This is a genomic window from Caproicibacterium argilliputei (genome assembly GCF_029211325.2).
GTDB lineage: Bacteria > Bacillota > Clostridia > Oscillospirales > Acutalibacteraceae > Caproicibacterium > Caproicibacterium argilliputei.
On the sequence record NZ_CP135996.1, the window covers coordinates 2,127,022 to 2,141,108 of the forward strand.

A 14,087-nucleotide genomic window follows, 5' to 3' on the forward strand; every position below is an offset into this window, starting at 1 on the left:
ACTTTTTTAGAAGAAAGGAAGTCGAACCCATGCATTTGCCAAATGACCCTGCCATTTTACTCAGTTTTATCAACACCCGCTTGCGTGATGAGTTTGCAGATCTTGATGAGCTTTGCCGCACACTGGAGATTAACCAAGCCACCCTGCAGAAGAAGCTTTCTTCCATTGATTATGCATATAATGCAGAGATAAACCAATTCGTATAGGAGTCACTCCTATCTGCTTGACACTTCCACACTCTCATGCTATGCTTACACAGGGGAAAGGAGAACCGGACAAATGACAAACGAGGAACTTCTGCAAAGCCTTTCCGGAATGATTGATCAGAAATTGAGTCCGGTCAACCAACATCTGGAAGCGATTGATCAGCATTTGTACAAAATGGACATCCGCCTGGACAACGTTGAAACCCGACTGGATGGTGTAGACGCACGTCTGGACAGCATGGACACGCGTCTAAGCAGCGTCGAAACCCACTTGGAAAGTGTAGATGCACGTCTGGACAGCATGGACACGCGTCTAAGCAGCGTCGAAACCCACTTGGAAAGTGTAGATGTGCGTCTGGACGGCATCGATACCCGTTTGGATGGTGTAGATGTGCGTCTGGGAACTGTTGAACAGCAGCTAGATGAGATACGGGAAGACGGAAAAGTCACCCGTGCGGGTGTGGAGCAGCTTGCTGCGTGGGCCAACGACCCCCGCCAGCATCCCCGTCTGGACGACTGGGAAATGCGGCAGGCAAACTAAAAACAAACAAAAAACGGCGCCCCCTTTTAAACGGGGCGCCGTTTTGTTGATCGTTCGCTTATTTTTCAGAAAAGAGCGTCTGTTCTGCCAGCTTACAGGCATCTTCAATGCAGCCGTCACAGCTGCGCAGCACATTTCCGGTGCCGATTCCTTTCAGCTGTTCGCACACAGCTGTTCCGTTTTTTTGGACAAAGCCCTCCATAATTGCCTTAGAAAGCTGATAAGTGACGCCCTTTGTGCGCTGTTGCAGACCGCCGCTGTTCGCCAAACCTGCCAGCAGCACCGCACCGCTGACAGCTCCGCATACAGACTGCATCCCGCCCATTCCTGCGCCGAAGCCTTCCGCCATGCGGAACATCTGATCTTCGGAATTGTGCACCAAATCCCCGTACGTACAGGCAACGGCCTGTGCGCAGTTATACCCCTTGTGATGGCGCTCCAGCGCCTGCTGAACCCGACTCTCCATGTTCCGCATTCCCCTTTCCGCTACCTGCAGCCGCATCGTCGGCGGGCTGCTCTGCTTCTAATGCTGGTTTCCGGTTGAGAATCTCCATGAATTCGTCGCCGGTGATTGTTTCTCTATCCAGTAAATAATGGGATATCTCATGCAGCTTCGCCATGTTTTGCTGCAACACAGCAAGGGCTTTCCCGTGCTGCTCCTGAATAATCTGCCGCACCTCATCGTCGATTCGCGCGGCAGTATCCGGCGAACAGGTCAGCGAAGTGTCGCCGCCGAGATACTGATTCTGCACGGTTTCCATGGCAACCATGCCAAAGTGGCTGCTCATGCCGAAGCGTGTCACCATGGCACGGGCAATTTTGGTGGCTTTCTCAATATCGTTGCTTGCGCCGCTGGTAAAGTCGCCGAAAATCAATTCCTCCGCAGCGCGGCCGCCGCAAAGCGTTTCAATTTTGCCAAGGCAATCCGTTCTGCTCATCAGGGACTTTTCGTCCTCATCCACCTGCATGGTATAGCCCAGCGCGCCGCTGGTGCGGGGAATAATTGTAATCTTCGTAACCGGTGCGGAGCCTTTCTGCATAGCTGCAACCAGTGCGTGGCCGGTTTCATGATAGGCAATGATTTCCTTTTCTTTGGGCGGAATCACCGCGCCCTTGCGCTGATAACCGGCGATGACCGTTTCCACGCTTTCTTCCATATCTTCCTGCGTGACCGACCTGCGCCCGCACTTCACGGCACGCAATGCCGCTTCGTTCATGATATTGGCAAGTTCCGCGCCAGAAGCACCGGCGGTTGCGCGCGCGACTGCGTGATAATCCACATCCGGCCCGATTTTAATATCCTTCGCGTGTACTTTCAGAATCGCCTCGCGACCCTTGAGGTCAGGCAGATCCACCGGAATACGCCGGTCAAAACGACCCGGCCGCAGCAGTGCCTTATCCAGACTGTCCGGCCGGTTGGTGGCTGCCAGAATGACCACGCCTTTGCGTCCGTCAAAGCCGTCCATCTCTGTCAGCAGCTGATTCAGCGTCTGCTCGCGCTCGTCATTGGAATTGATGCTGGTATCACGCGCTTTGCCAATGGTGTCAATCTCATCGATAAACACAATACAGGGCGCTTTTTCCTGTGCCTGCTTAAACAGGTCGCGCACCTTCGCCGCGCCCATGCCGACAAACATCTCCACAAACTCCGAACCGGAAATCGAGAAAAACGGCACGTGCGCTTCTCCGGCAACCGCCTGCGCCAGCAGAGTTTTGCCGGTGCCGGGCGGCCCCACCAGCAAAGCACCCTTCGGCAGGGTTGCACCGATGTCCGCATATTTCTGCGGATTGTGCAGGAAGTCAACAATTTCCACCAAGGCTTCTTTTGCCTCATCCTCACCGGCAACATCGTGAAACGTTTTTCCGGTCTGCGCTTCCACATAGATTTTGGCATTACTCTTGCCAAAGGACATTGGGCCTGTTCCGCCCATCTTTTTCTGCATCATGTGCAGCAGCAGCCAACCTGCCAAAAACGTCAGACCAATCGGCAGAATCAAACCGACAAAAATGTTGAGCAACGGTGAAGTCTGCTGGGGAATATCCGCTGTAAACTGAATATTCCCCTTTGCAAGCAGACGTTCCGTCAGCTTTTCGTCCGGCATCACACCGGTCACATAGGTATTGTCTGCATTGGGGTTCGACGGCTGCTGGACTGCCTTCTGCAGTTGGTCTTCCAGCGAAGAAGAAGCAGAGGAGGAAGCCTTGGAATTGACCACCGGCACTTTGCCCTTCGCCACAAAGGTAATCTTCAGGTTCTGCCGGTCAATGTTCACTTTACTGACCTGCCCGTTATCTACCATTTTCAGGAACGTGGCATAGTCCACACTTGTGGTGCGTGTCTGTGTAAAGGACGGGAACACAACCATGTTCAGCAGGGCAATCAGGACGATTGTCACTGCATAGAAAATAATCATTTGTTTTTTGGGATTTTTTTGCTCTTTCATTTTGTTTCCTTTCCCGCGGTGGCTGAAGCAGCACGCAAGTGGAGAACGGCGTTATTTTTTCTTTGTAATCATCATACCACATTTTACGCCAGATTACTATGAAATCTAAATGAATAAATCTTTGCGCCAATGTGTCAATGCTTTGCAGACAGAAAAAGCACCTGAACAAGGGTGTTCAGGTGCTTTTTCTGCAGAAATTCAGGTAAAAAATCCCTAGTGCTGTGCTCTGGAAACCGCTTGAAATGCAGGGTCACTCATATCGGAGAGGATGTGCATCACCGGCTCCAAATCAATCTTTTTCTCTTTACCCGCTTTCAGCAGTTTGTTCTGCTGCTCTACCCAACTCAGTACGATTTTTTGGTTGGTATACATCCCCACACCCCAAGACAGCGCTGCTTCCGTCAGATTTTCTTCGTCCGTAAGTTCTGTTTCCGCATCTTTCACGCTGCTGTCATAGGATGCGGTACTGCGGAATTTAAAAATGGAGTAGTAGTAGCTTTCGTAGGTATCCAGTGACAAATCTTGCAGGTGATACTGGTTTTGCAGCAGCTTCAAATATCTGCCGCACTTACTTTTCAGGTTTTCCAGCGCAATCGTACTATCCTGGAAAGTATAAGACGCTTTATAAAGCTTACCGTTAATCTTCAGCTGCCACTTCACCGTAAGCGGATTCAGATTCCCGTAGTTTTTCACCCAGACCGTCTGCGGAACATCTTCCGCACAGGCATAAATTTCAATTGGTTTTGTTGTGTAAATTGCTGCATTTTGCTCATTGGAAAGCTGCGGTCCCCAACCATGATTGCATAACTGGTTTTGCCGTAACAATCCCCGGCATACGGCTTCATATCCGTCACTAATTTTAAATTTGCGGGAGTTTTTGAGGATGCAGCAGAAGAGGCCAAAGAGGCAGTCTTTTCCCCGCCTGTTGGAGCAGCCTGCACACTGCGTCCGGCTGTACAAAAAACAACCGCTGATACAACCCCAACTGTTAATACGCAAGCCGCCAACCGAACTTTTACAGATTGTCTCATAAATAAAAGTCTCCCTTCAGAATCCATCATGAGAGTATGCCGTAAATATCGTTCCCGTGCTGCCAACCATTGCTACTATCGCGTGAAACCCAACTACAATAGAAAGATGAATGTTGTGCCACTTTAAAATCATAATATCTTACACCATCATTAGGATTTGTGTACATGGTGTTGTTTCTTGCTACAACATAGGCAAGATGATGATCATGGTTGTTGTCACTCCTACTTTTTCCGATTACAGATCCACCTCTCGTGTAGAGTTGATTTGTCCATTCTGTAAAATGACTTGCTACATTCATACCACTATGCCATCTGTCTCCAAAATGAGCTTTAAACTATAGCCTCAGCCCCCACAACTTTCTTGCTCATCTGTCTTTTCAGGATGTGCTGGTTGCACAAGTAGTGTACTTATGCAAAGCACACTTGTCAAGCACACAGTTGCAATTGATTTAATTCTTTTCATAAGTTTAATTTCCTGTTATGTTTTATATTTTTCCATAATTATAATACAATTTATTTAAAATTTTGTAAACGACTAGTCTCGTTGAATTTCTATCTTAGTTCTCTTAATCCCCTGTACAGAAACACAAAAAACTGCCGCAGTGCAAGCACCACGGCAGTTTGAAAAGGCATTTTCTTTTACAGAACACTGAACAGCAGGTCACCATAGGTCGGGTACGGCCAGTAGGATTTGCCGACAATCTGCTCAATTTCATCCGCAACTTTGCGGGTTTTCTCCATCTGCGCAAACAGGGTATTGCGGGAATACTGCGCCTGCTCCTGAACAGACCCTTTGCCCTCGCCGTCAATCGCTTTCTGCAGGACTTTGACTTCCTTGTAAAGTGCATCGCTCAGTTTAGACAGCTCTTTCAAAGTATCCTTTTCAAATGCAGAGGTAACCTCCGCACACGCAGCCGCCTTAGTGACCACTTCCTCACTCAGGTCTTTCATGTATTTGCCTGCAGACGGAAGAATATCTTTATAAACCATATCTACCATCGTCAGTGCTTCAATGTGCAGCTGCTTGGTGTAATTCTCCAGCTGAATATCGCAGCGAGAGTACACTTCGTCTTTAGCCAGCACGCCATGGTGCTCAAACAGCTTCACATTTTCCGGCAGCGTGTAGTACGGCAGTGCATCCGCAGTAGACGCCAGATTCAGCAGGCCGCGCTTTTTCGCTTCTTTCACCCACTCGTCGGTATAGCCGTCGCCGTTAAAGACAATGCGCTTGTGCGCATGATATGCGTCATGCACAATGGTGTTCAGTTCTTTGGTAAAGTCCTTCGCTTTTTCCAGACGGTCGGCATATTTCTCCAGCACGTCTGCCACAATGGTGTTTAGCATCATGTTCGGACAGGCAATCGAAACGGTGGAGCCGAGCATCCGAAACTCAAATTTGTTGCCGGTAAAGGCAAACGGCGAGGTTCGGTTGCGGTCTGTGGCATCTTTCGGCAGGGGCGGCAGCTCATCCACGCCGATGGTCAGCACTTCTTTGTCTTTCTGCGCATAGTGCTTACCCTGCTCAATGGAATCCAGAATCGCGGTCAGCTCATCGCCAAGGAAGATGGAAATAATCGCAGGCGGTGCTTCGTTTGCTCCCAAACGGTGGTCGTTCCCCGCGCTGGCAACAGACAGGCGCAGCAAGTCCTGATGCTCGTCAACCGCTTCAATAACGGCAACCAGGAACAGCAGGAACTGCGCGTTTTCCCGCGGAGAGTCGCCGGGATCCAGCAGGTTAACGCCGTCGTCAGTGGCAATAGACCAGTTGTTATGCTTGCCGGAGCCGTTGACCCCGTCAAAGGGCTTTTCGTGCAGCAGGCAGGCAAGGCCGTGCTTGGCAGCAACCTTTTTCATGATTTCCATGGTCAGCTGGTTGTGGTCGGCGGCGATGTTGGTGCCGGTAAAAATCGGTGCCAGTTCATGCTGCGCAGGCGCCACTTCATTGTGCTCTGTTTTCGCCAAAATCCCCAGCTTCCAGAGTTCCTCGTCCAAGTCCTTCATAAATGCCTTGACGCGCGGCTTAATCACCCCGAAGTAGTGGTCTTCCATCTCCTGCCCCTTGGGCGGTTTAGCACCGAACAGCGTCCGACCGGTGTAAACCAGGTCGCGCCGTTTGAGGTACAGGTCACGGTCAATCAGAAAATACTCCTGCTCCGGGCCAACGGTGGTGTTGACCCGCTGTGCGGTGGTGTTGCCAAACAGGCGCAAAATCCGCAGTGCCTGCTTGTTAATGGCGTTCATAGAGCGCAGCAGCGGCGTCTTTTTATCCAGTGCCTCACCGCCGTAAGAACAGAACGCGGTGGGAATGCACAAGGTATCGTCCTTAATAAACGCATCGCTGGTGGGGTCCCACGCGGTGTAGCCGCGGGCTTCAAACGTGGCGCGCAGGCCACCGGACGGGAAGGAACTTGCGTCCGGTTCTCCTTTAATCAGCTCTTTACCGGAAAACTCCATGATGACTTTTTCGCTGTCTATCGGATAAATAAAACTGTCATGCTTTTCGGCGGTAATACCTGTCATCGGCTGGAACCAGTGAGTAAAGTGCGTACAGCCGTTTTCCACTGCCCAGTCTTTCATTGCGTTCGCCACTACATTTGCAACATCCGGAACAAGCGGCTGCCCCTCTTTCCGGGTTTTCATCAGTGCCTTAAAGGTATCCTTCGGAAGCCGTGCCTTCATGACTGTTTCATTGAACACCAAGCTGCTGAACAATTCTGGTACTTTACTCATGCAATTCCCTCCATGCAGTAATAATCGGTGTGGATAGACAAAAAGCGCTATAGGGAACTAGCCCCACAGCGCCTTTACTGTCGTTATCGTTATTATATTCTCTCCGGATAGAAAAGTCAACGGCAGAAAAGCGGAGAAGCGCAAAAATCCGCCCGGTTTCTTTCACTTCTTTTGTGCAGCGAGCCAAAAATGCACCGCTTTCCGCCTTTTGACTTATTTTTTGGAAGCACCTGCACCGATTCTTTGCCTGCGCGCATATAAAATCCGAACCGGCGGAAACATCTGCGCCTGCAGACCGCTCACTTCCTCAACCAAAAATCCGTTTTCGGAAAGCACCTGTGCGTACTCCTGTATATGGGCAAGGTCCAAAATTGCAAGGCGGCAGCCGCTTTTTGCCACGCGCGCCATTTCCAGCAGGGCTTTTTCCCGTTCCGCCGCGCCGTGGATGTTATGTATCGCAAGGCTGGAAACAATCACATTAAATGTTTCGTCTGCAAACGGAAGGCTGCGCATATCCCCGCTTTGCACCGCGATCCGGTCTGCCGTCCCCTCCAGCTGTGCGTTTGCCTGCACCGCTTTGGCGCCGTTGCCGGATTGATCCTTGCCGCTCCACAGGTCAACCCCATAAGCTTTTCCGGTTTTGAGCTTCTGCGCAAGCCCGTTCAGCAGCAACCCGCGGCCGCAGCCGACATCCAGCACCGTGTCACTTTCCCGCACGATCGTGCGCTGCAAAATCTTTTCGCGCAGCTTATACTTGCCGCATTTGCTGCCGTAAAGCATATAAAAGCCGACTGCCAGCAAAAGAAGCCCCACCCACGAAAAGGTGTGCGCCCGCACGCCCGCAGCCAGCATCAGCAGTACCCCTGCCGCGAGCAGAACAAAAACCGCAAGCGGCGCATCAATACCGTAATTTCCTTTTTTCATCGTTTTTCCCCCTGTAAAAAGTGAAAGTGCACCAGTGCGTTCCAAATGCCGTTTTTTCCCACCGCATCGGTCACGTAGTCCGCCGCCTCCTTGAGTTGCGGAATGGCATTTCCCATCGCAATGCCCAGCTTCGCCTCGGCAATCAACTCCAAGTCGTTGCCGCTGTCCCCGAAAAAGACCACCTGCGAAAAGTCGCTGCCGTAATACGCCAGTACGCGGCGCATCCCCTCCGCCTTGGAAAGCGCGCGCGGAATGATGTCCGCCCCGCGCTTCTGCGCAAACAGCGGCACTTTGATTTCTGGAAACGCAGCCTCCAGAAGCCGCGCATCCGCAGTGTTTCCAACCAGCGCCAGCGCACGCACCTGCCGCCCGAATGCCTCTTGCGCAGGGCGCACCGTAATGGGTGTCTGCCGCACGCAGGTGTAAACGAAATCCCGCAGCGGCTGCGGCTTGGTCGTATAATAGACATTGTCCAAAAGGCAGCTGACGCACAGATCCTTTTGCAGTGCAAATGCAAAAATTCGCTGCATCAGCTCCTGCGGCAGAAAGTATTCGTACAGCACCTTTCCCTCGGCGCAGACCTTTGCGCCGTTCATCTGCACCACTGCGTCCGGCTGCACAGTTTCCATGCCATAAGTGCTTTCCGGCTGTTCCATGTCGCGACCGGTGGCAAGCACAATTTTCCACGTTGGTCGCAGCAGGCGGACAGCCTCTTGTGTGCTCGCCGGAATTTGCCCCGTGGCGTGGTCCAGCAGCGTCATATCGTAATCAAAGCATAGCAGTTTTTTCACATTTGCGCCCTTTCTAACCGTTCATTCCGTTTTGCCGCGCGCATCAAACGCAATCAGGCTGTACTCGATCGGCACCGTCCGCTCGCCCTCTGCTGAAGAATGCGCCCGTACAAATTCCATCACCTTTTGTGAAAGCGTTTCCATTTCCTCGGGTGAAAGGTACAGTACACCTCCCACGCCCAGTTGGCTGCCGACAGGCGCCGCGCCGCCGCTCTTTGCGGCATACGCAAGTGCATTTTCAAAATAATCGTGGTACACCATGCGCACCATGTTTTCGCCGAGTATCTGTTTGCGGTTTCTGCTTTCTGCTGTGTCGTTCTCAAGGCCAATATGCACCTCCACCGGTGTTGCTCGGTAAAAGGTGGCGACAATGCCGTGAATCAGTTCGGTATGGTCCACTTCCACCAGGCCGATGCCCTGCAGTTTCTGCAGATGATGCTTGGCGGAAGACGGCGAGATTTCCAAGAGATCCGCTAATTTTTTCGCAGTGACCGGCACCCCCAGCGCCGCCAGCTTCAAAACAATGCGCTGCCGCAGCGGGTCCATATAAATTTTCAAGCTTTCTTCATCCTGAATTTCCAGAATGCGCAGGCCCATTGGCTGCATCCCCTTCCTGCTGAAGATTATACCATAGCCCTGCCCGCTGTGCAAAGCTGAAACGAGATTTAGTTCATTCCACGAAAGCCCTTGCCGATAATTTCGCTGCTGTTGGTAATCATGATAAATGCGTTCGGCTGCTGCTCGCGGATAAAGCGGCGCAGGCGCACCGCCTGATTGCGCTTCATCACAGTCAGAATCACTTTCTTCTGGCTGTGGCCGTAGCTGCCCTGCGCTTCAAACACCGTTGCGCTGCGATTAAGCTCCTGATGAATGAAGTCGCAGATGGGGGCGGGAACATCGCAGACCACTGTGAAGTATTTGCACAGATTCATGTTTTCAATCACGGTATCAATCACCAGGGTTTTCGCCAGCAGCCCCGCGATGGAGAAAAGCCCTGTCTTCGGCCCATAAATTACAAAGGCAAGCACCGTGATCAGCACATCAACCAGCATCAGCGTAACGCCGATATTGAAGCTGGTATATTTCTTGAGAATCATCGCAAGGATATCCGTGCCGCCGCTGGAGGCGTCCGCATCAAACAGCATGGCGGAACCGAGCGCGGGCAGAAACACCGCAAACATAAACTCCAGCACCGGCTCATTGGTCATAGGCTTTGTCAGCGGGTACACTTTATCCAGAACGCTCAGTGCCACCGACATCAGCACACTGACATACACCGTTTTCACTCCGAAAGATTTGCCGACAAACAGAAACCCCACTACCAAAAGCGCCATATTCATGATAAACGTCAGGTCGGAAGCGTTAAATGGCGTAAAGCTGCTAAACAGCACGGCAAAACCGGTCACCCCGCCAAAACAGAAATTGTTCGGAAACTTAAAAAAGTAAATGCCAACCACCATAATCATGGTTGCTGCTGTTAAAAAAGCGTACTCCCGCACCGTCTGGCGCACCTTTGCCTTGTCCATGAAACGAATCCCCTCAACCAAAAACTTTTTAATGCGCCGCTGTCTTTCAGCGGGCTGTTTGACCAAAGGTTATTATAGACGCTTGAACGGCAAAAAGGAACCTGCTCCCGCAAAAAAAAGCAAAAAGGCAGCATCCAACCGCAGTAAGCCGCACTTTCTTTTCAATTTTTCATCATTTCCTCTTTACATTTGTAAATTGATATACTAATATACTAGTATAAAAGAAAACATTGAGGCATGAAAGGAGCAACTTCCCTATGAAAATGACATTCCGATGGTTTGGCGAGGGTCGCGACAGCATCAGCCTGAAGCAAATCAAACAGATTCCCGGCTGCACCGGTCTGATGGGCGTGCTGGACCAGTACGCCGCCGGTGAGGAGTGGCCGCTCCACGTGATTCAGGACTACGTCCGGCACGTACACGACGCAGGTCTGGAAGTAGAAGTCATTGAAAGCGTCAACATCCACGAGGACATCAAGCTGGGCAAACCCAGCCGCGACCGCTATATCAAAAACTACATCAAAACCATCCGCAGTCTGGCACAGTGCGGTGTCAAAGTCATTGTGTACAACTTCATGCCGGTTTTTGACTGGCTGCGCACCGACCTTGCACACGTGATTCCCGAAGACGGCTCCAACTCCCTCTACTTTGACGAAGCGGAGCTTAAAGGCATGACACCGGTGCAGATTGTGGAAAACACCGCAAAAAGCTCCAATGGTTTTTCCCTGCCCGGCTGGGAACCGGAGCGCCTTGCAGAGCTGCAGAGCATTCTGGAGCAGTACAAACTGATTGACGAAGACAAGCTGCGCGAAAACTACAAGTATTTTCTGGATGCCGTCATCCCGACCTGCGAAGAAGTCGGCATGGTGCTGGCCTGCCACCCGGACGATCCTGCCTGGCCGGTGTTTGGTCTGCCCCGCATTGCCCACTCGCAGGCAGACTTTGATAAAATCGTCAAACTGCACGACAGCCCCTGCAACACCGTCTGCCTGTGCACTGGTTCGCTGGGTTCCGACCCTGCCAACGACATTCCCGCCATCATCCGTCACTTTGGGGAAATGCACCGCATTGGCTGTGCGCACGTCCGGAACATCAAGTTCCTCGGCCCTCACAAGTTCCGGGAATCTTCTCATCTTTCCAGCGACGGTTCGCTGGATTTGTACGAAATTATGAAAGCCCTGTACGAAACCTGCCCGGACACCTATGTGCGCCCTGACCACGGCCGCATGATCTGGGACGAAGTCGGCCGCCCCGGCTACGGCCTTTATGACCGTGCGCTGGGTGTCGCCTACCTGAACGGTCTATGGGAGGCCATCGGCAAAAACGCAAAAGCCGCAAACTGAAGAAACGGAGGTGCAAAATGTGCCGTTTACGCCGCTAAAATCTGAAAAGTACCGGATTCAAAACACCGGCGACCGGATTTACGCCGATCTGCGGGAGGCCATTATGCTTCTGCAGCTGCACCCCGGCGAGGAACTGAATATCAAGTCGCTTTCTGAAAAGCTGGGGGTCAGCCGCAGTCCGGTGCGCGACGCGGTCATGCGCCTTGCCAAAGAAGGTCTGGCAGACGTTCTGCCGCAAAAGGGCACCCGGGTTTCCCGTATTGACCCCCACCGGGTTGAGGAAGAACGCTTTCTGCGCGAAAGTCTGGAAATCCGCCTGCTCAGCCTTTTCATGCAGCAGCACACTTCGCAGGACGTTTCCGATTTGGAGCAGTTGGTGGAAACACAGAATCGCTGCCTGCGGGAGACCCGGATGTCTGACTTTCTGGATTATGACGAAGCGTTTCACAGTGTATTCTTCCGCGCGGCAGACAAAGCGCTCTGCTGGGACTTGATTGAGCAAATGTCCGGCCACTACCGCCGCGCCCGCTTGATGACCTTATGGGACGCAAAAATCGTCAGCGGCGCCATTGGCGAGCATGAAGAAATGCTCCGATGCATCCGACAGGGACAGACCGACCGCTTGACGGAAATTGAAGAAAACCACTGCCGCAAAATCAACATACAGGAGCTGGATCTGTTTCAGCAGTATCCGGACTTCTTTACAGAAAGAAAGGAATAAAAGCTATGAAGCTAAAGGAAGCGGCGCTGCAAAATACAGCCGCCTGGGAAAAAGCCGGGTTTGACCTGCCGCACTTTGACCGAAAAAAAGTGTGTGCACAGACGCGCAAAGCACCGAAATGGATTCACTTCGGTGCCGGCAACATTTTCCGGGCATTTCCTGCAAATATACAGCAGCAAATTTTGAACGCAGGCAAAGCAGACACCGGCATCATTGTTGCCGAAGGCTTTGACTATGAAATCATCGACAGAATGTACCGCCCGCACGACAACCTTTCCGTTCTGGTGACACTGCAGGCAGACGGTTCCATTGAAAAAACCGTTGTCGGCAGCATTACCGAGTCTTTAAAAGTTGACTCCGCTGATGCAGCCGAGTGGAACCGGCTCAAAGAAATTTTCTGCAGCCCGTCCCTGCAGATGGTCAGCTTCACCATCACAGAAAAAGGATACAGCTTGGTCAACGGAAAAGGCAGCTTTACCGATGCGGTTCTGCAGGACTTTCAAAAGGGTCCTGCCGCGCCGGTCAGCTACATCGGCAAGTTGGCAGCTCTGGTATATGCCCGCTACCAAAACGGCCGGCTTCCGCTTGCACTGGTCAGCATGGACAACTGCTCGCACAATGGCAGCAAACTGTACAGCGCGGTCAGCACCTTTTCTAAAACATGGTCGGAAGCCGGTCTGACCGACGCCGGCTTCGATGCTTATGTGAATGACCGCATGAAAGTTTCATTCCCGTGGAGCATGATTGACAAAATCACGCCGCGGCCGGATGATTCTGTCAAGGAAATACTCGTGAAAGACGGCTTTGAGGACGTAGAGGCGGAAATTACCGCCAAGCATACCTATGTGGCGCCGTTCGTCAATGCGGAAGAAACGCAGTATCTGGTGGTTGAAGACTGGTTCCCCAATGGCCGCCCCAATCTGGATGCAGGCGGGGTGATTTTTACTGACCGCGAAACAGTAGACAAAGTGGAAAAGATGAAAGTGTGCACCTGCTTAAATCCTCTGCACACCGCACTCGCAATTTACGGCTGTCTGCTCGGCTACACGCTGATTTCCAAAGAAATGCAGGACCCGGAGCTAAAAAAGCTGGTAGAAACCATTGGGTACAAAGAGGGTCTGCCGGTTGTCGTCAATCCCGGCATTCTCGACCCGAAAGAATTTCTGGACACGGTGCTGCGTGTGCGGATTCCGAATCCGTTTATGCCGGACACGCCGCAGCGCATTGCGACTGACACCTCGCAGAAGCTCGGCATCCGCTTTGGTGAAACCATCAAAGCGTACCTTGCTTCGCCAACGCTGCAAGTGACAGACCTCAAGCTGATTCCGCTGGTGCTGGCCGGTTGGTGCCGCTATCTGCTGGGTGTGGATGACAACGGACAGGCATTTACGCCGTCTGCTGACCCGCTGCTGGCAGAAAATCAGGCGCACCTTGCCGGTGTGAAGTTGGGCAGCAAGGGCCCGTTCCATGCAGCCCTGCAGCCGATTCTGTCCAACGTGTCCATTTTTGGCGTTGACCTTTACGAAGCCGGTTTAGGTGCGCAGACCGAAGCGTACTTTGCCGAACTGACCACAGGCACTGGTGCAGTCAGAAGCACCCTGCAAAAATATGTAAACGCCTAAAGATACTAAAGTAAAAAGGACAGGAATCCGCCCCACAGGGGTACGATTCCTGTCCTTTTCTATTGCAACAGCAAAGGTCGTGGCGGGCTTCCCCGCGCTGTTTCAAATGCTCCGCTGGAGCATTTGAAAGGCAAAAGATACTTTCCTTTTCACCCAGGCTTACAGCCCGAACTCGCTTCCTTGATAAAGACCTTGGGGCTTTGCCCCA

At 52.0% G+C, this 14,087-nt stretch carries 14 protein-coding genes; 5 read left to right on the forward strand and 9 right to left on the reverse strand.

Annotated elements, in window-relative coordinates; all coding sequences use genetic code 11:
* Positions 1-29: 29 nt before the first annotated feature.
* Together PXC00_RS10300 and PXC00_RS10305 are read left to right on the forward strand one after the other, a co-directional pair.
* Positions 30-206, forward strand: coding sequence for a DUF4250 domain-containing protein (locus PXC00_RS10300; RefSeq protein WP_275845426.1), 177 nt, complete (start codon positions 30-32; stop codon positions 204-206).
* A gap of 73 nt (positions 207-279) precedes the next feature.
* Positions 280-747: a hypothetical protein gene (locus PXC00_RS10305; RefSeq protein WP_316934947.1), complete on the forward strand. Its 468-nt coding sequence runs from the start codon at positions 280-282 to the stop codon at positions 745-747.
* Positions 748-805: 58 nt separating this feature from the next.
* Here PXC00_RS10305 and PXC00_RS10310 read toward each other — a convergent pair whose 3' ends face one another.
* From PXC00_RS10310 to PXC00_RS10350, 9 genes are all read right to left on the reverse strand, one after another.
* On the reverse strand, positions 806-1,213 hold the full coding sequence (locus PXC00_RS10310; protein ID WP_275845430.1) for a C-GCAxxG-C-C family protein: 408 nt from the start codon (positions 1,211-1,213) through the stop codon (positions 806-808).
* On the reverse strand, positions 1,164-3,191 hold the full coding sequence (ftsH, locus tag PXC00_RS10315) for an ATP-dependent zinc metalloprotease FtsH (RefSeq protein WP_275845431.1): 2,028 nt from the start codon (positions 3,189-3,191) through the stop codon (positions 1,164-1,166). The genes PXC00_RS10310 and ftsH overlap by 50 nt, the downstream gene beginning before the upstream one ends.
* 213 nt (positions 3,192-3,404) lie before the next feature.
* Positions 3,405-3,884, reverse strand: coding sequence for a hypothetical protein (locus PXC00_RS10320; RefSeq protein WP_275845433.1), 480 nt, complete (start codon positions 3,882-3,884; stop codon positions 3,405-3,407).
* On the reverse strand, positions 3,881-4,252 hold the full coding sequence (locus PXC00_RS10325) for a hypothetical protein (RefSeq protein WP_275845435.1): 372 nt from the start codon (positions 4,250-4,252) through the stop codon (positions 3,881-3,883). Before PXC00_RS10325 ends, PXC00_RS10320 begins: the two co-directional genes overlap by 4 nt.
* 609 nt (positions 4,253-4,861) lie before the next feature.
* On the reverse strand, positions 4,862-6,952 hold the full coding sequence (locus PXC00_RS10330) for a glutamine synthetase III family protein (RefSeq protein ID WP_275845437.1): 2,091 nt from the start codon (positions 6,950-6,952) through the stop codon (positions 4,862-4,864).
* A gap of 213 nt (positions 6,953-7,165) precedes the next feature.
* On the reverse strand, positions 7,166-7,876 hold the full coding sequence (locus PXC00_RS10335; protein WP_275845439.1) for a class I SAM-dependent methyltransferase: 711 nt from the start codon (positions 7,874-7,876) through the stop codon (positions 7,166-7,168).
* Positions 7,873-8,667 (reverse strand): HAD-IIB family hydrolase, encoded by a 795-nt coding sequence (locus PXC00_RS10340; RefSeq protein ID WP_275845441.1) that lies wholly within the window; start codon positions 8,665-8,667, stop codon positions 7,873-7,875. The genes PXC00_RS10335 and PXC00_RS10340 overlap by 4 nt, the downstream gene beginning before the upstream one ends.
* A 21-nt stretch (positions 8,668-8,688) precedes the next feature.
* A complete protein-coding gene (locus PXC00_RS10345) occupies positions 8,689-9,273 on the reverse strand; it encodes an ArsR/SmtB family transcription factor (protein WP_275845443.1) in 585 nt (194 codons plus the stop codon).
* 59 nt (positions 9,274-9,332) lie between these two features.
* Positions 9,333-10,193 (reverse strand): YitT family protein, encoded by an 861-nt coding sequence (locus PXC00_RS10350; RefSeq protein WP_275845444.1) that lies wholly within the window; start codon positions 10,191-10,193, stop codon positions 9,333-9,335.
* A gap of 257 nt (positions 10,194-10,450) precedes the next feature.
* Between PXC00_RS10350 and uxuA the strand changes: the two genes are divergently transcribed.
* The 3 genes from uxuA to PXC00_RS10365 are packed head-to-tail and all read left to right on the forward strand — an operon-like array spanning position 10,451 to position 13,879.
* Positions 10,451-11,536, forward strand: coding sequence for a mannonate dehydratase (uxuA, locus tag PXC00_RS10355; protein WP_275845446.1), 1,086 nt, complete (start codon positions 10,451-10,453; stop codon positions 11,534-11,536).
* 19 nt (positions 11,537-11,555) lie between these two features.
* Entirely contained in the window at positions 11,556-12,257 is a 702-nt protein-coding gene (locus PXC00_RS10360; RefSeq protein ID WP_316934948.1) for a GntR family transcriptional regulator, read from the forward strand.
* 5 nt (positions 12,258-12,262) lie between these two features.
* Positions 12,263-13,879 carry a mannitol dehydrogenase family protein gene (locus PXC00_RS10365; RefSeq protein WP_275845449.1) on the forward strand — a complete coding sequence of 539 codons (1,617 nt, stop codon included), beginning with the start codon at positions 12,263-12,265 and terminating at the stop codon, positions 13,877-13,879.
* Positions 13,880-14,087: the final 208 nt, after the last annotated feature.